This window comes from Lactobacillus iners, assembly GCF_011058775.1.
Taxonomy (GTDB): domain Bacteria; phylum Bacillota; class Bacilli; order Lactobacillales; family Lactobacillaceae; genus Lactobacillus; species Lactobacillus iners.
On sequence record NZ_CP049230.1, the window covers coordinates 774,512 to 791,857 of the forward strand.

The 17,346-nt window shown below is 30.7% G+C and carries 17 protein-coding genes and 1 tRNA gene; 6 read left to right on the plus strand and 12 right to left on the minus strand.

Annotated features, from left to right (window positions below):
• Positions 1-3: 3 nt before the first annotated feature.
• The 3 genes from G6Z82_RS03880 to G6Z82_RS03890 all read right to left on the minus strand — a co-directional run bounded on the left by G6Z82_RS03880 (position 4) and on the right by G6Z82_RS03890 (position 5,540).
• Positions 4-2,988 (minus strand): SIR2 family protein, encoded by a 2,985-nt coding sequence (locus G6Z82_RS03880; RefSeq protein WP_164785825.1) that lies wholly within the window; start codon positions 2,986-2,988, stop codon positions 4-6.
• A 105-nt stretch (positions 2,989-3,093) separates the two neighbouring features.
• Positions 3,094-4,665, minus strand: a complete 1,572-nt coding sequence (locus G6Z82_RS03885) for a peptide chain release factor 3 (protein WP_164785826.1) — start codon at positions 4,663-4,665, stop codon at positions 3,094-3,096.
• The gene (locus G6Z82_RS03890) at positions 4,665-5,540 is read right to left on the minus strand and encodes a hemolysin family protein (protein WP_006735111.1); all 876 of its coding nucleotides are present in this window, start codon (positions 5,538-5,540) and stop codon (positions 4,665-4,667) included. The genes G6Z82_RS03885 and G6Z82_RS03890 overlap by 1 nt, the downstream gene beginning before the upstream one ends.
• Before the next feature lie 108 nt (positions 5,541-5,648).
• On the opposite strand from G6Z82_RS03890, the gene G6Z82_RS03895 reads away from it, so the two are divergent.
• A complete protein-coding gene (locus tag G6Z82_RS03895; RefSeq protein WP_006729835.1) occupies positions 5,649-6,095 on the plus strand; it encodes a hypothetical protein in 447 nt (148 codons plus the stop codon).
• Between the two features lie 3 nt (positions 6,096-6,098).
• Here G6Z82_RS03895 and G6Z82_RS03900 read toward each other — a convergent pair whose 3' ends face one another.
• Together G6Z82_RS03900 and recX are read right to left on the minus strand one after the other, a co-directional pair.
• Positions 6,099-6,590, minus strand: a complete 492-nt coding sequence (locus tag G6Z82_RS03900; protein ID WP_006731660.1) for a hypothetical protein — start codon at positions 6,588-6,590, stop codon at positions 6,099-6,101.
• A 19-nt stretch (positions 6,591-6,609) separates the two neighbouring features.
• Positions 6,610-7,425, minus strand: a complete 816-nt coding sequence (recX, locus tag G6Z82_RS03905; protein ID WP_006729833.1) for a recombination regulator RecX — start codon at positions 7,423-7,425, stop codon at positions 6,610-6,612.
• Positions 7,426-7,520: 95 nt separating this feature from the next.
• Between recX and rlmD the strand changes: the two genes are divergently transcribed.
• Positions 7,521-8,906, plus strand: a complete 1,386-nt coding sequence (rlmD, locus tag G6Z82_RS03910; protein ID WP_050773199.1) for a 23S rRNA (uracil(1939)-C(5))-methyltransferase RlmD — start codon at positions 7,521-7,523, stop codon at positions 8,904-8,906.
• A 245-nt stretch (positions 8,907-9,151) separates the two neighbouring features.
• Here rlmD and G6Z82_RS03915 read toward each other — a convergent pair whose 3' ends face one another.
• Positions 9,152-10,105 (minus strand): alpha/beta hydrolase, encoded by a 954-nt coding sequence (locus tag G6Z82_RS03915; RefSeq protein ID WP_164785827.1) that lies wholly within the window; start codon positions 10,103-10,105, stop codon positions 9,152-9,154.
• A gap of 87 nt (positions 10,106-10,192) precedes the next feature.
• On the opposite strand from G6Z82_RS03915, the gene G6Z82_RS03920 reads away from it, so the two are divergent.
• Positions 10,193-10,486: a hypothetical protein gene (locus G6Z82_RS03920; protein WP_006736954.1), complete on the plus strand. Its 294-nt coding sequence runs from the start codon at positions 10,193-10,195 to the stop codon at positions 10,484-10,486.
• 44 nt (positions 10,487-10,530) lie between these two features.
• Here the strand turns inward: G6Z82_RS03920 and galU are convergent, their stop codons facing one another.
• Genes galU through map form a run of 3 tightly spaced genes read right to left on the minus strand, consistent with a single transcriptional unit; the run spans position 10,531 to position 13,197 of the window.
• Positions 10,531-11,412: a UTP--glucose-1-phosphate uridylyltransferase GalU gene (galU, locus tag G6Z82_RS03925; protein ID WP_006730203.1), complete on the minus strand. Its 882-nt coding sequence runs from the start codon at positions 11,410-11,412 to the stop codon at positions 10,531-10,533.
• Positions 11,413-11,451: 39 nt separating this feature from the next.
• On the minus strand, positions 11,452-12,372 hold the full coding sequence (locus G6Z82_RS03930; RefSeq protein ID WP_006733810.1) for a YihY/virulence factor BrkB family protein: 921 nt from the start codon (positions 12,370-12,372) through the stop codon (positions 11,452-11,454).
• Between the two features lie 3 nt (positions 12,373-12,375).
• Entirely contained in the window at positions 12,376-13,197 is an 822-nt protein-coding gene (map, locus tag G6Z82_RS03935) for a type I methionyl aminopeptidase (RefSeq protein WP_006730166.1), read from the minus strand.
• A gap of 132 nt (positions 13,198-13,329) precedes the next feature.
• On the opposite strand from map, the gene G6Z82_RS03940 reads away from it, so the two are divergent.
• On the plus strand, positions 13,330-13,776 hold the full coding sequence (locus G6Z82_RS03940; RefSeq protein ID WP_006729827.1) for a flavodoxin: 447 nt from the start codon (positions 13,330-13,332) through the stop codon (positions 13,774-13,776).
• A 66-nt stretch (positions 13,777-13,842) separates the two neighbouring features.
• On the opposite strand, the gene wecB is transcribed toward G6Z82_RS03940, so the two are convergent.
• Complete coding sequence (wecB, locus tag G6Z82_RS03945) at positions 13,843-14,985, minus strand: non-hydrolyzing UDP-N-acetylglucosamine 2-epimerase (RefSeq protein ID WP_006731650.1); 1,143 nt, start codon at positions 14,983-14,985, stop codon at positions 13,843-13,845.
• A 112-nt stretch (positions 14,986-15,097) separates the two neighbouring features.
• On the opposite strand from wecB, the gene G6Z82_RS03950 reads away from it, so the two are divergent.
• Together G6Z82_RS03950 and G6Z82_RS03955 are read left to right on the plus strand one after the other, a co-directional pair.
• Positions 15,098-15,277, plus strand: a complete 180-nt coding sequence (locus G6Z82_RS03950; protein ID WP_164785828.1) for a hypothetical protein — start codon at positions 15,098-15,100, stop codon at positions 15,275-15,277.
• Positions 15,278-15,328: 51 nt separating this feature from the next.
• Positions 15,329-15,401: transfer RNA gene (locus G6Z82_RS03955), tRNA-Arg, on the plus strand.
• Between the two features lie 18 nt (positions 15,402-15,419).
• Here the strand turns inward: G6Z82_RS03955 and G6Z82_RS03960 are convergent.
• Positions 15,420-16,637 (minus strand): DEAD/DEAH box helicase, encoded by a 1,218-nt coding sequence (locus G6Z82_RS03960; RefSeq protein ID WP_164785829.1) that lies wholly within the window; start codon positions 16,635-16,637, stop codon positions 15,420-15,422.
• A gap of 73 nt (positions 16,638-16,710) precedes the next feature.
• Positions 16,711-17,277 carry a hypoxanthine phosphoribosyltransferase gene (gene hpt, locus G6Z82_RS03965; protein ID WP_006729823.1) on the minus strand — a complete coding sequence of 189 codons (567 nt, stop codon included), beginning with the start codon at positions 17,275-17,277 and terminating at the stop codon, positions 16,711-16,713.
• Positions 17,278-17,346 lie beyond the last annotated feature (69 nt).

Consider the following 17,346-nt stretch of genomic DNA (forward strand, 5'->3'; position numbering starts at 1 on the left):
CTTTTAACATTTTGTCCTAATATGATATTTATTGCCTAAAAAAGCATAATCATGGTTGGGCACAATATTTTCAAAACATTCATATAGATTCTTCATTTCAGCCACATAATCGTATCTATTTAACAAATCTAACATATGTGCCAAAATGTACGAATTATCTACCGAGAAAGGAATTATATTACTTGCTTTGGCATAAATTAAAAACTGGATAATGATATTGACCTGTTCTTTATCATCCAAAGATGTCAAATTGTTTAGACATTGTAAACTAATCAAATTAGAATCAAGATTATTAATAATCGATTTCAAATTACCAAAAAGTATATTTAAATCATTATTTTTCAAATATTTGATATTTAAGAATATTTTTTCAATAAATTTATCAAGGCCAATTTGCAAACATAAAAAATCGATCCAAGCCAACAATTGATTTTTATATGATATATAAAATTTATGGAAATTTAACAAAACAATCAATACAATTCGATCTAAATTACGATTAAATAAAGAATTATTTTTTTGCGAATCAATACAATTAGGATTAGCAGTCGCAATTAATATCTTAACTATCATTTCTAATAAAGCATAGTCATCATTGAAAGTGCAATTAGCCAATACAATTGCAGGCTCTTTAAAGACTGTTTCATCTTTATAATCAACAGCAGTGGTATGACTATGTGCATAGCCCACCAAGTAATTAACTGAACATCTAATATTTGCTCCAGTTAATGGTAAATACTTACCTCGTAAATAATCACAAATATTTTTATTATTAAATCTGGACAAATTATTAATAATTTTACTTCGACATTGTGCTAGCAATTGCGGTCTAGTATTTTCCAACTCATTTAATATATTGATATATCTACCTAAATCAGTCTCAAAAAAGTTCAAAATATTAATTATATTCGAGCAATCACATTTAAGTTTCCAGATATCAAACGATAATAATTGATTTAATAAAGAATCATCTTTTATTTGCTGGTTAATTATACTATGAAAAATTTGATAGCAATTGATATCAAAACTATTATTATTAATTGCTTTTGCAATATATCGAGCACATGTATCTATATTTGTCCATCTCATCAGATCTTTATTATTATTAAAATACATATTACCATCTAAATAATAATTACCATTTTGTATTTTTTGCCTGATAGCAACAGATAAATTAATATATTTAGCATCAGTCTTGATTTGCTTAATATGCTTTGTCACAAATATATTTACTTCTGAACCTTGAATTTGTTTATTATAATCAAAATATTTAATCAAATTTGATAAATTTGTATTTGATAAATCATGAATCAAATCTATGTTAATTAATAATCGTCTAATAAGTTTGCTTTTAAACAAAAATTCTGGAAAAGCCTTACTATGACAAAATCTCAACTTATTATTAAAAAGAAGTGTATACAATTTTTTGACAATACAATGTTCACGCAATTCGTTGAAACTATATTGATCTACATTTAAACAATAATCAATATTTATTAGTACACGATAAAATCTACTATAAAACGCTTCTGATAAATCATAATCTTCAGTATTTAAAAATATCTTGTCATTTTGTAGCATTTGTAATAAATATAAACATTTAACATCACTATTTTTAATTTCATCTGGACGTGTTATTTGTGTCAATATATTACATAAATATTCTTCCATGAATGCAATTTTATCTGTACCAACATAATTATTGGATTCGGCAACAATTATATTGATAGAAGCACTTTTATTAGCCCATGTATTGCCTAACTTAATCGAATTTTCAATTACTTTTCGTGTATGATAATTAATTTGATTAAATAAAGCTAAACTTCTTTCTAAAAACACAGAAGATAAATAATTTTTAGCTATATATTGCTCAATAAATACCTTATCATTAAGTAATTTTTTAAAATAATCATTACTAATATTAGTGAAAAATGCATCAAGTAAATCCATATTTTTTTGCTCAATAACCTTATGCAGGCAATAACATTCACTAAAATCTTTACTTGCTATAGCTTCAGAAATTAATTCATCAGGCGTAATAAATCCACATCGTTTCATTATCTTATGTTGTACATCATCATATAATTGATTACAAAATACACTTAAATCAGAAAATTCCTTACCATACCAAATAATTTTGATATTTTTTTCTAGATAAAATTTTTCTTTAATGCTTGCTAAATCAGCTGAAATAGTATCATTATTACCACAATTATCATATTTACATAAAGCATAAACTGAAATTTCATTATCAGGACACATCGAATATAATAATTCATCTTCCTGTAATCCAGATCCAATGATAATTAATACCGGATTTTTCTTTTTCTTATAAAACATCGTAAGTTTATGCTGTAAATTATCTAAATTAGCATACAATTTCAAATATTTATCAGATGTATTAATAAAGTTTGATACATTTCCATTAGGTTCACCATGTAAATGCACGACAAAGTTTGGCAAAAGCTCATCTGTTTCACTCAATTCCATATAATCCTTAATAATGGAATTAGAGCCAATAGCATTTTCAACTTCATAATCGTAATTTGTAGTAAAAAAAATCGCACTAAATTTAATTAAGGTACTCAATATGTCATTGTTTATTTGTAACTGATGATTGCCAAAATGTTTTTTCTCAAAATCTAAACAGCGAATCTTAAATTGCTCATCACTATTGCAAATTTTTTTGATAATTTGATTGATAAAATCAATCTTACGCTTATTACTCAAGCCTGCTAAAGAAGAAATATATTTTAATGTATCAGCATATCTCTTATTCCTAAGTCCCCAATATTCAGCTAACTTACGCACATAATCGTTCCAATCACCATAACCTTGCTGATTTGAAACACCCGCACCTATCAAAAAAAACAGGGAATTATTTTTTTGTGAAACAATCAATTCATCAACTAATTGATTATAAAATTGCTTAGAATTAAAATTACACTTATTCATAATATCTGACTTTCTAACAAACAATGCTGTCATATCTTATTATATTATATTTCTTTCACCTATTTTCCTACAATTTAGAGCAAAAAAAGAAACATAAAACACATCAAGGCATTCTATATTTCTAACTGCGTATAAATCTTATAGTTTGGAAGTCAATTCCACATCAGGATATTTGTCCTTAAACCAACGTTCAGCAAAAGCATTTTCAAATAAAAATAAAGGTTCTCCTTCTCTATCTTTCACCAACAAGTTTCGAGATGATGACATTTTTGGATCTAATTGGTCCGGATTAATCCAACGTGCTACACGTCCGCCAAGTGATGTTAATTCTACTTCCGAGTTATATTCATTCTTCATTCTAAATGCAAAAACTTCAAATTGTAATTGTCCAACAGCACCTAATATATAATCATCTGTCGCATATCCACGATACAACTGAACGGCACCTTCTTGAACTAATTGCGTCATTCCTTTGTGAAATGACTTTTGTTTCATCACATTTTTAGCTGTAACTCTCATAAATATTTCTGGTGTAAATTGTGGTAATTCTGGATATTCAATTTTTTTCTTACCAGCATAAATACTATCACCAATCTGGAAATTACCAGTATCATATAAACCAATAATATCCCCAGCGACAGCTTCTGAAACTTGCACTCTACTACTTGACATGAATTCTGTAGCATTATTCAATCGAATAACTTTATTAGTTCTAGCTAATGTAACATCCATGCCTTTTTGAAACTCACCACTACCAATTCTGATAAATGCAATTCGATCACGATGATTGGGATTCATATTAGCTTGAATCTTAAAAACAAAGCCCGAAAATTCATCATCATCAGCAGCAATTGTAGTATTATCAATTAATTCATGTTCTTTAGGAGCAGGAGCTAACTCAACGAAACTTTTCAAAAATGTTTCTACACCAAAATTAGCCAAAGCCGATCCAAAAAATACAGGAGTTTGATCACCTCTTAATATTTTATCCAGATCAAAATTATTTCCAGCTTCTTTCAACAATTCAATGTCCGCTAAAGTAGATTCAAAGAGACTGTCATGACTTAATGCTATATTATTATCCAAAGTGCCATCTTCATTAAGTGGCAAAAAGCGATCTGAATCATCTTCATGACGATATAGTTCAACACGTTTATTGGCAAGATCATATAAGCCCTTGAGTTGCTTACCCATTCCTATAGGCCAATTCATAGCAACACATTCGATATCCAACAAATCTTCCAGTTCTGCTGTCAAATCTAATGGATCACGTCCATCACGATCTAACTTATTCATAAAAGTAAAAATAGGTATACCACGTTTTTTGACAACTTTAAAAAGCTTCTTAGTTTGTGGTTCAACACCTTTGGCACTATCGATAACCATCACCGCAGCATCAACTGCCATCAATGTTCTATATGTATCCTCAGAGAAGTCCTGGTGACCTGGTGTATCCAAAATATTAATTCTTTTATTGTCATATTCAAATTGCATTACTGAACTGGTTACGGAAATACCACGCTTTTTTTCAATTTCCATCCAATCACTAGTCGCATAATGTCCACTCTTGCGAGCCTTAACAGTTCCAGCGTTCCTAATAATACCACCAAATAATAACATCTGTTCAGTAATTGTAGTTTTACCAGCATCTGGGTGAGAAATAATCGCAAATGTACGACGTGAATTTACTTTTTCTGTTAACTTATTCATTAATCCTCAATATCTTCCTTTGTATTTTTTGTATCTGTCTTAGGCAAAGTTAATAACAATGTTTGTAATCGTGAACCCCTCATCCTTCTAGTAGTTAAAATTATACCGTCATCTAACTTAACACTCAATTTTTCGCCCTTGCCAGGAATCAATCCTAATTTAGTAATCACATATCCAGCAATAGTATCAACATCTTCCATTTCAAGATCAGTATCAAATTCCTCATTAAAATCATCTAACGTCATCTTGCCACTAATAACATATTTATTTTCTGATATTTTGTGAAATAGTACCTGTGCAACGTCAGTTTCATCATCAATATTACCGACTATTTCTTCAATCAAATCTTCAATTGTAACAAGTCCGACAACCCCACCATATTCGTCAGTCAAAATAGCTAATTGACGTTGGGTTTGTTGCATTTCAATCAATAAATCCTTTAATTCAACGGTTTCAGGTGCATAAAGCGGATCAAACATCACATCTTCATAACTAAGATGATCAAAGCCTAATTCAAATGCTTTTCTTAAAACAGTGCGAATATGAATAACCCCCACTATCTTATCTTTATCACCATCATAAACGGGAACTCGCGAATATGGTTCACGCAAAATCTCGACTAAATTTTTTTTAAAATCATCATGCTTATCAACCATAAAAGCATCAGTTCTAGGAACCATGACTTCACGTGCTATTTTTTCTTTAAAATTAATAACACCCTGAATCATCGAATATTCAAGCTCATCAATTGCATGAGCCTTATAAAACTCATCCAATTTCAACGTTAATTCTTGATCTGCATCAATATCTTCATCTGCTTGAAACTTTGCTCGTAATTTACTAAAAAAATCTCCCGCACCGGGGTCTGTACTCATTGTTTTTTCTCTCTTTTCTGTACAAAAATAAATATTCAATGTTTAAAAATATTATATCATAAAGAGGTTATATGTTAGAATGATGTCAAGAAATGAGGTTTTATATTTATGAAAAAAGTAAGAATTTATCTCGTATTTGTTTTTTTATTACTAATACCATATCTTTGTAGTCTAGCTCTTATCGGTTCCTGCTATAATGCCCTAGTTTATCATTCTGCAAATGCATGGCGTAGTGCTGTAGGAGCATTTATTGGTGCCTTGATTATGTTTGCTATCAAAGCAACTATTCAGCGACCTCTAGATTTAGTATCAGAAAATATTTCCAGCCAACTACTCAAACAAATATTTCGTTTTTTTAGTATTAGACGCCGCAAAATATTTTTGATAGGTAATATCGCCTTAGACTTCATTTTATGCTTATTAGCAACTATTATTATTCGCCATATTTTACCTTTATCAATTATAATCGATAAAGTTACTGGCATCATCTTGTTAATCATGCTCATATCAACCTGCATTGGTGCGTATATCGAGTATGATAACTTATCAATATAAAATTTATTTACTTAAATCACTGGCATCCAGATATAGCGACTGTGTCAGTTTTTTTGTATCCAAATCTAATTCTTCTAAAATATATGGAACATCACTTTCACCTAAATTTTCATGATAAGTTACATTTTCCTTATTTAACTTGTCTAAAAACATTGGTATCGTTTGATTTACTGGAGACAAAAAGTGAGTTAAATTTTGTGATTCAGTTATATAATTTGCCACCTTACAAGATGGTAGACCAAATTGTCTTAATCCCTTCAACTCATTCGGAAGCTGGTGCACAACTACACCATACCAATACATAAAACTATCTGGAGCAAATACATATAACGCAGCCCGTTGATGTTCCAAATTATTTTCTTTTAAAAAGTTAACAAAATTAATATCATTTTCTACTTGCTGAATGGCTGCAGAATATGATCGTTGCTCATCAATATCAGTAGGTAAAAATACTTTACCAATCATCGTACAAGCTTGTTTCTGTATAATTTCCATTTTTTTACATTCCTTTCACTTAATAATCTTCAAGACTATTAAAATCAATTATTTGCCCATCCAAAAACTGATCTATTTCTGTACTATCAAACCCATGTGTAAATAAATATCGCCTTATTTTTTGATTACGTTTAAAATCAGGCTCCTGTGCATATTTCTTGTAAGCTTTAATTCCCTCCTTAATTAAAGCTTCAAGTTGTTCATCACTATTATTAGATAAATCGAGTTGTTCAATTACCAAATCTAATTGATCCGAGCTAAATCCATGTTGCATCAATTTTAACTTAGTTTTTTGAATAATAGCTTTAGTAGATAATTTTCCTAACTTATTTGACATAGATTTAACCAATCTAATTCCTGGATCAACCCAATCTATATTATCATAACTACTTAATACATTTTCAATCAACTTATTGTCTACGCCCTTATTAAGTAACTTATGCCTAATACTATTAGGACCCTCCTTGCCGATTTGCAAATTATTATTAACGTATAATTTTACATAATTTTGATCATCTAATAACTTTAGTTTTTTTAAATCAGCTATAGCAACTTTAATAGCGGTCTCACTGACCCCTTTTTGACGCAAATAAATGCATACTTCATTGACCGTCCTCATTTGATAGCTAAGAAAGTCTTGTGCTAAATTTAAAGTCCTTTGATCTAATTCAGCTTGTTTAATTTCTGCAATTTGTTCATCGGTTAAATTTGTGCCCTTAAACAGTCGTTTTTTTATTAATATGTTTTCACTAACACTAAAAGCATATTGACCATCCAAAAAAATATTATAACGTTTTTTTTGTTTCTGAGTACTAACATTAGTTATAATTGCCATTTTTTCTTCTTTCTAAAAAGTTTTACTTCAAGCTCTTGTTCAAGATTTAATTAGAGCTTATCATTAATATAGTTACCTTATATAATATATACGAAATGAGGCATATTTTGAAAAAAAATAATCCAATCACATCTGAAAAAGATGTAATTATCACTATAAAACGGCTAGGAATCAACGGTGAAGGTATCGGATACTATAAGAAAAAAATAATCTTTATTCCGAATGCATTACCAGGAGAAGTAGTTGTAGCTAAAATCACCGAAACTTTTCCAAAATATTTAGAGGGTGAATTAATCAGAATCAAAGAAAAATCACCTCATCGAGTTGCATTTCCTAAAAATGTCAATCCAGAAACTGGTGGATTAGAATTAGCCCACCTTGATTATGACAGTCAATTGTTATTTAAAAAAGAATTGATTAAAGACAGCTTATTAAAATTTCATCCACGTAATTATCAGAAAATAAAAATCAAAAATACCATTCCTGCACCCAAGCAATGGTATTATCGTAACAAAGCTCAATACCAAATTGAAAATATTAAAAATAAAATTTCATTAGGAATGTATGCTCCAAAGAGTCAAAAAATAATTGACTTACCAATCATGCCTACCCAGTCAAAAAATACACAAAAGGTAGAGTTTGCTATCAAAAAATTGATTGAAAAAATGCACATTGCAATCGCTGATAGTCGATATAAAAAAGATGGTATTAAGACTGTAGTTGTTCGTCAATCTCATGCTACAGATGAAATTCAAGTAACATTAGTTACTATTGGTAAGAATATAAAAAATTTAGATAAGTTGGCAGAAAAAATCATTGAACTAGAAAATGTAGTATCTGTATTTCAAAATGAAAGCCAATGGAATAACCCATTAGTTTGGGGTAATAAAACAACTAAGCTGATAGGGAAAAATTATATTACCGAACAGATATTAAATAAGAAATTTATTCTCTCACCTCGAGCATTTTTCCAGCTAAATCCTGAGCAAACTGAAGTACTCTACTCAACAGCATTAAACTATCTCGAACTAAATGCTAATTCTATTCTTGTTGATGCGTACGCTGGTGTAGGAACATTAGGTATTTTAGCTAGTGAAAAAGTCAAACAAGTAATTGGTATTGAATCCATTCCTGAAGCAATAGCAGATGCACAATTTAATTGTCGTTTAAACAATGTAAAAAATGCTGAATACATCAATGGTAGCGTAGAGAAAATCTTACCACAAATGCAAAAAGATGGTATCGCTATAGATGCTTTAATTGTAGACCCACCGCGTACTGGACTAAACAAGCAATTAGTTAAGACGCTTTTAACTTGCAAGCCTAAAGACTTTGTTTATATTTCATGTAATCCATCGACTTTAGCACGTGATTTAGTCCTATTAAGCCAAGCATATGATGTTCGTTTAATACAGCCAGTAGATATGATGCCCCAAACCCCTCGCTGGGAAGGAATTGCAAAATTAGTTTTACGTAAGTAGAAATTTGATATAATTAAAACTCTTTGTCAATATGATAAAGAGTTTTTTATATATAAAAAAAACAAGTTGTTATACACAACTTGCTAAAAAAAGGCATGGAAGGAAAATACCTTCTAAATAATATTATGTCATTCATTTAATAAGAGAATCTGTCAAAAAACACTATAATTCGAAGATTAAAACTATGGGTAACATTCCTTCCAATTAAATTATAGTCAGTTATTAAAGCGTTTTCAACGCCTAACTTAAACATATTTATTTAAAAATTGAGCTATTTTATTTTTATATATTTTGGGATGCTTGGGGAATGATTCAGCATGAGCCGCATTTTTAGTTACCCACAATTCTTTAGGTCCTCTACATGCTCGATAATTTTTATATACCATATACATTGGAACGAATTTGTCTTTTTCACCATGAATAAATAAAAATGGCCTATGATTTTTTTCAAGCTGTTTGATACAACTTCCTTCGCTTAAAAAATAACCATACTTAATCTTGACACTAAGACTAAGCAACTTAACGATTGGCACCTCAACCATCGAAGGCAATTTATACAATTTATTAGCTTCGTAATTTAATTCATCCTCAATACTTGTATATCCACAATCTTCAATAATAGCTTTAACTTGCGTTGGTAACTTTTCGCCACTAGTCATCATTGCAGTTGCTGCTCCCATACTTAATCCAAAAATAACAATTTTACTATTGCTACCTTGCCTTTTAATAATATATTGCGACCATTTTTTGACATCATTACGCTCAGGCCAACCATATCCAATAAAATTGCCTTGACTAGCTCCATGACTACGAGCATCTGGCAAAAGGACATTATAACCTAATTGATGAAATAAAGCTGCATATTGCCCCATTTTATCTTTATTACCCATATAACCATGTAAAATCACAACTGTCTTGAAGCTTTTTGAAGAAGCAGGCAAATAATTTGCAACTAATCGGAATTTATTATCAGCAGATTTTATTGAATATTGTTGCTTTTTTGAATTTAAATACCACAATTTTTCTTTATATAAAGGGTCGCTCTTGCTTAAAGCTTTATGCTTTTTTAAAAAGCTCTTATGCCCTGGTACAAAAGCTACTTGATAAAAATAATATCCAGCTCCTAAATATAATGTAAAGAATATTGTTATAATAGTAATTAACCAAATATAACATTTTTTTCGATGTTTTTTTTGCATAAACTTTCTCCTAATACTTGTTAGTTATCATTAAATATTATATCTATCATTAAATACTATTCATATGCTATACGGAGGTTTTTTTCTATGAAATTAGTCAATTTGCTGCAATTAATGCAAGATGTTGATTCAAATTATCAAATTTATTTTCATGAAGATACCCATCCAAACAATTATCCTATCAGTAAAATTATCTTCTCACAGAACAAGTGTATATTAACATCCCTATCAATTAATCCGCGTACTATCTATCAACTACTAACTATCTGCTGCCAAATAAAACATAAAAATGTTAATGTATACTTTGCTATCAATAATCATGAATATTCCATCTTCGGGATGCAAATTCAACCTGATAAGAAACAAATAATTTTAAAATAAAAACATAGAAGTTTGATCATCCATGCTTCTATGTTTTTTTAATTTTATTTAGATAATTTAGCGGCCAACTTGATAATATATTGTTTTAATTCTTCGCTGGTTTCTGGATGTGTTAAGCCATATTCAATCGAAGTTTCCAAATATCCTTCTTTATTGCCGACGTCATGACGCTCACCAGTAAACACATGAGCAAATACACGTTGTGTCTTATTCATAGTATCAATAGCATCAGTTAGCTGAATTTCTCCACCTCGTCCAGGCTTTTGACTAGCTAAAATCTCAAATATTTCGGGAGTAAGTAGATATCTACCAATAATTGCTAAGTCACTTGGTGCTTCATCTAGACTCGGTTTTTCAACAAATGTCTTAACATTATATAGATTTGGTTCAATTTCATCATCAGGTGCAATTACACCATATTTAGAAACCTCTTCATGAGGTACCTTCATTACAGCAATAGTTGAAGCGTGCGTCCTATTATAACAATTAATTAATTGTTGAGTTAAAGGAACTGTATCAGACATTAAGTCATCTCCCAGCATAACTACAAAAGGCTCATTACCAACAAAGCTACGAGCTCTATATATAGCATCACCTAACCCAGCTGGATGCGGTTGTCTGGTGAAATAAATATTTACTCCTAATCTAGTAATAGATTGGGTAAGTTCTAGTAAAGAATCTTTGTGCTTAGCTTTCAGTTCTGCTTCTAATTCAGGGTTAGAATCAAAATGATCCTCAATAGGTCTCTTAGATTTACCTGTAACTATCAAAATATCTTCAATACCTGATTTTTTTGCCTCTTCAACAATAAATTGAATTGTAGGTTTATCAACAATTGGCAACATTTCTTTAGGCATAGCTTTGGTTGCAGGCAAAAACCTAGTTCCCAATCCTGCTGCTGGTATAACAGCTTTTCTTACTTTCATTAATAAATCCTCCTAAACAATAAGACCTCCAGAATATTATTATCGATTTGCTTTGGATGTGCAACTCTTCAGATAATCTGTAATGGGTCTAAGCTTATATTGAGCATTACCATACTTAATATAACTAATTGTCGCATTTAAGCATACGCCAATTAAAAACAAGATAGCAGCTAAATTCAACCACATTAAAAAAATGATGAAAGTGCCAATTATTCCATAATTTTCCCATCTGATGCCGAACTCATGCAAATACAATCCGAAAAAGTATGATAGCCCACACCAACATATGGTAGTAAAAATTGTTCCTGGAAATGTAATTCTAGACTTCATACTAATATTAGGTATTGTGTAATTAATATATGTGTTAAACAAAATAGTCATTAAAATAATTAATGGCCAGCGATAATGTAATAACTGATTAAGCCATTCAACTGAAAAATTTAGCGTAACACCTAAAAAATTCATAATTTGATTACCAAAGGCTACCACAAAAATCGCCAATAAAAAAATATATATCATAAAAATTGATAACAACAACATCAATGTACGTGTTACGAAATAATACCACCAAGGGCATGTTTTTTCCTGTTCATAAACACCATAAATCTTATTCATAGCTATTCTAATTGAATTAACTAGTCCTGAAAATGACCATAGAGCAAAAATAATACCTAAAGAAATAAATCCATTAGATTGTTGATGCAAAAGACTTTTAACTATTGGCAAAATAAATTGTGCTATTTGTTCAGGAAAAATAACGTTCAAATAAGTTGCAATCGATGAAGTATTGATTTGTAATAATGGCAACATATTACCTACAATCATTATTACAGGAAAAATACTAAATAAAATATAATATGCAATAATAATAGATGTTTGTCCAATTTCACCACGCGTCATAATCTGTGTCAAAATCAACATAAAATGACTACAACTATGTTTTATACTACCTTTTTTCATCTATTACTCTTCATCAAAATGGGGTAAATACTTTTCAAATCCATCATATGGTTTTTGTAATGTTAAAATTTTAGGGCCATCAGCAGTAATCGCAAAAGTATGTTCAAATTGTGCAGCCTTAGAACCATCAGGAGTAGCATAATAAACCCAATCGTCATTAGGATCTTCAACTGTCTTTTGTAAGATACGCCAATCTCCGCCAGCTTCAACCATCGGCTCGACAGTAATGGTCATTCCTTCTCTCAAACGCAATCCATGCCCAGCTTTACCAAAATGAGGTACTTCTGGATCTTCATGGATAGTCGGTTGAATGCCATGACCAACTAGCTCTCTAACATCACCAAAATGGTTATCATCTTCAACATACTTTTGAATAACAGAACCTATATCACCAATTCTATTACCAACTATAGCTTGATCAATACCTAAATACATAGCCTTTTTAGTCACATCTAATAAGCGTTGATCCTCTGCCGAGATCTTACCTACTGGATATGTAGTACATGAATCTGTTTCATATCCATCAACATTACAAGTTACATCTACACTAACTAGATCACCCTCATTTAAAATCTTATCTTTTCGCGGAGTTGCGTGAGCTATCTCATCATTTACACTAATACAAGTTCCATATTTATATCCTTCAAAGCCTTGTTCAGATAATCTGCCACCATGACTTTTAACATATTTTTGAGCAAATTTTTCAATCTCCCATGTGGAAATACCTGGTTTAATTACCTCACGTAATTCCTCAAATAATGAGGCTAACAAACGACCTGATTTTTGCATTCCTTTTAATTCTCTTTTAGACTTGATTGTAATCAAAATTTATTCTCCTTATATTGAATGTTATAATCATTTTAATTATAAAGCTTTTTACAAAGTTTTTCTCTATATATTAATTATTTAATCTAGTATAATTAATAAAGATGATAATCTTAAAGGAGATACTTTTCAATGAAAGCACAAATTGTTTTTGCAAGTATGACAGGCAATAACGAAGATATGGCAGAAATTTTATCCGAAGAGTTAACAACATTGGGATTTGATGTTACAAATACTGACGTCAGTTTTGCAGATGCTACTTCTTACCTAGATGCAGATTTATGTATTATGGTCACCTATACATATGGTGAAGGAATTTTTACAGATGAATTAGATGATTTCTATGAGCAACTTATCCAACTCGATTTATCTGGTAAAAAATTTGCCGTCATGGGATCTGGTGATAAAATCTATAAAGAACATTACTGCGAAAATGTAGACGACTTTAAAAAAGCATTTGAAAAATGTGGGGCAACACAGGCTGCTAACCCCGTTAAAATTGAAAATGCTGTTGACGATCATGATGTAATTTTAATTGAAAACGCAGCCAAAGAAATGCTCGCTGCTTTTAAAAAATAAAAAAATTGGCATAATCGGTACAATCCGAATATGTCAATTTTTTTATCTATAAAATCAAGAAGGCGACTACTTAAAATCAGAAGGCTTGCAATATAGATTAGGTTCAAAATATGATGCTATTGCTTCAATAATTCTATCTGATGCACAACCATCACCATATGGATTATTAGCATTAGCCATTTTCTCATATGCTTGCTTATTTTCCAATAAAGTAATCATTTCTTTACGAACCACATCTACATCAGTTCCCACTAATTTTAATGTACCTGCAGCTACTCCTTCAGGTCGTTCAGTAGTATCTCTTAACACTAACACTGGTTTACCTAAAGATGGAGCTTCTTCTTGTACGCCTCCAGAATCTGTCATGATGAAATAAGATCTTTTAGCTAAATTATGGAAATCAACTACGTCCAATGGAGCTATTAAATGAATCCTAGGATCTCCTGCTAAAACTTCATTAGCAACCGCTTGAACACGTGGAGATAAATGCACTGGATAAATAATTTCAACATCATTATGTGAATCAACCACCTGCTTCATCACTTTAAATACACGTCGCATCGGTTCACCTTGATTTTCACGACGATGCATAGTAACCAAAATTATTTTATTACCAGCTTTGATTTTATCTAACACTTCATGATGATAATCTTTTTGAACTGTCTGTTTAAGGGCATCTATTGCTGTATTACCTGTAATATAAATATTATCAGAATTATGATTCTCCTTTAACAAATTCTGCTTGCTCAAAGACGTTGGTGCAAAATATAAATCGGTTAAATCATCTGTCATCTGACGATTCATTTCTTCAGGATATGGTGAATATTTATTCCAAGTTCTTAAACCAGCCTCAACATGCCCTAATTTCTTTTGTTCATAAAAAGTAGCTAACCCAGCAGCAAAACTAGTAGTCGTATCACCATGAACTAAAACTATATCAGGTTGTTCATCTTGTATAACTTTAGATAAATCCAACATAACTTTTGAGGTAATTTCACCTAAAGTTTGATTTTTATGCATAATATTAAAATCATAATCAGGCTTAATATCAAAAATTTCTAATACTTGATCCAACATCTCACGATGCTGAGCCGTAACAACAGTAACTTCATCAAACCTTTCATCAGCTTTTAATTTTAATACTAATGGTGCCATCTTTATAGCTTCTGGTCTTGTACCAAAAACAGTCATTACTTTAATCTGTTTCATAATTACCTCCACAATCAATACTACTATACCTTAATTTTATTTAATTTTGAACAAGAAATATTGTAAAGATTGTGTTTTAATTATATTAACAACATTGCTAAGGAGAAATGATATGATTTATTTAATTTATCTGACAGGTATTTTGATTGTTATAGTTAGTGTGTGTCTAGTTATTAGCATGGATAAAAAGAAAAATGCAAATTTGCGTAAAAAAATGTTATTTGTTGCCATCATTTGCCAATTACTTATTTTTACGTTTATTTTCATTATGCTCAACACAGCTTTTAAATAAACTTTCTCTTGTACTACTCATAGATTTTTTTATATAATAGACTATGGTTTCGGTTCGGTAGTTCAGCTGGATAGAACGATAGTCTCCTAAACTGTAGATGTGAGTTCGAGTCTCACCCGAATCATTATATAAAAAGCAGGATTTATTTATCCTGCTTTTTTGCGTGATATCCTTTATTTTTCTGCTTTTTCCATCTATTTTTCTTTTTGCCCTTTTTCTTAGTTTCTGACGTCGAAACTACTTTTTTATCCTTGGCTTTGGGCAGCGGTTTTTCTGTCACTAGCTGATAACCCTTAAAGTATACTTGCTTAACTTCTACTGGTGCGATCATTTTCTTTAATTTACGAAAATCGTGATCATCACCTAAGTTAACAACATAACCCGCATTATTCATCCGCCCGGTTCTACCACTACGATGTAAATAAGTATTTGCATCGTCTGGTATCTCAAAATTAACAACATAAGTTACTTCAGATAAATCTAACCCTCTTGCAATTAAATCAGTTACAAAAAGCAAATTCACTTTGCCTTTTTGAAAAGAAGTCAGTATATTTTTTTGTACTGTCTTATCCATTTCATTATTCAAAATAGCAAATCGCATTTTAGTATGTGCAACTATTCTAGCAAAACGCATTTGGCTTTCATTAGAACTGAAAAAAATTAAGCCTTTAAATTTATCTAGTTTAGTCAATCTTTGCAAAAATTGAATCTTATATTCATTAGATACTTGTAAGAAATAATGTTTAACTGCCAATTTTTGTTCAGAACGTACATCAATTAGAAAAAATGACCGTTCAAAAATTGTTTCACAATTTTTAGTAATCGATGACTCTGAAGCACCAAATAATACAATTTGTGCATCCGAGGACAAATTTTGTCCCAAAGCTGATAGCAAATCTAACTTAGCAAATTCTAAAATATCATCAGCTTCATCAATTACTAATGCCTTAATGTCCTGATAATTAATTTTTTTGGCAGAGATGAAATCAAATAATCTTCCTGGTGTAGCAATTAAAATACTTGGTTTTTCCTTTTTTAACTGTTCCATTTGCCGATTTCGATTACCTGCTCCAACAAGAGCTATAGATTTTAAGCCCAAGGCTTTAACATACGGTAACAAAACATTTTTAGTCTGCACTGCCAACTCACTTGTCGGCTCTAAAATAACAGCAAGACCGCCAATTTCTCTAGCACGTTCTAAAATAGGCAATCCATAAGCTAAGGTCTTACCTGTTCCCGTTTTAGCCAATCCTACAATACTTTCACCGTTTTTCAAAGCATCATATGTTCGCTCTTGAATTAATGTCGGTCTAGCTTTTTTTTCGTCGTTTAAAACTTCTCTTATCTCTTTTAAATACATTACATTCCACTTAAACATCAAAAACAGCACTTAGCATTTACTAAGTACTGTCAAATTACTATCAATCTTTATATTACTTGGTATATTTTGCTATAATTTCTGGCTTTAATACACCAACAAATGGCAAATTACGATACCGTCCAGCTAAATCAAGACCATAGCCTACTACGAATTCATTTTCAACAATAGATCCATAATATTCTACATCAACATCATCTACACGTCGCTCGGTTTTATTCAATAAAGCACAACACTTAACACTATTAGCACCTCGACTTGCCAATAAATCTTTCATATACTTCATTGTATGACCAGTATCGACAATGTCTTCAACAATCAAGACATCTCTGCCCTTGACATCTGTCTGCACGTCAACATCCAATCTAACTTTGCCACTAGATTCCATAGAATCACCATAACTAGAAACATCCATAAAATCCATTTGCAAAGGTACATCCATTTCTCTAACCAAATCAGTTAAGAAAAATACCGCACCTTTTAGTGCACCGATAACTAACAAATCCTTGCCAGCATATTCTTTAGTCAATTCCTTGCCCAATCGTTTACACATCAATTTAATATCTTCTTCAGTAAACAATCTTCTATCAATAATACTAGAAATATTGTCGCAATTAGCCATTTCTTATCCCCATTCATTTAATCCTTTGACATAATGTGATTATAACATTTTATCAGTATTAATATCACA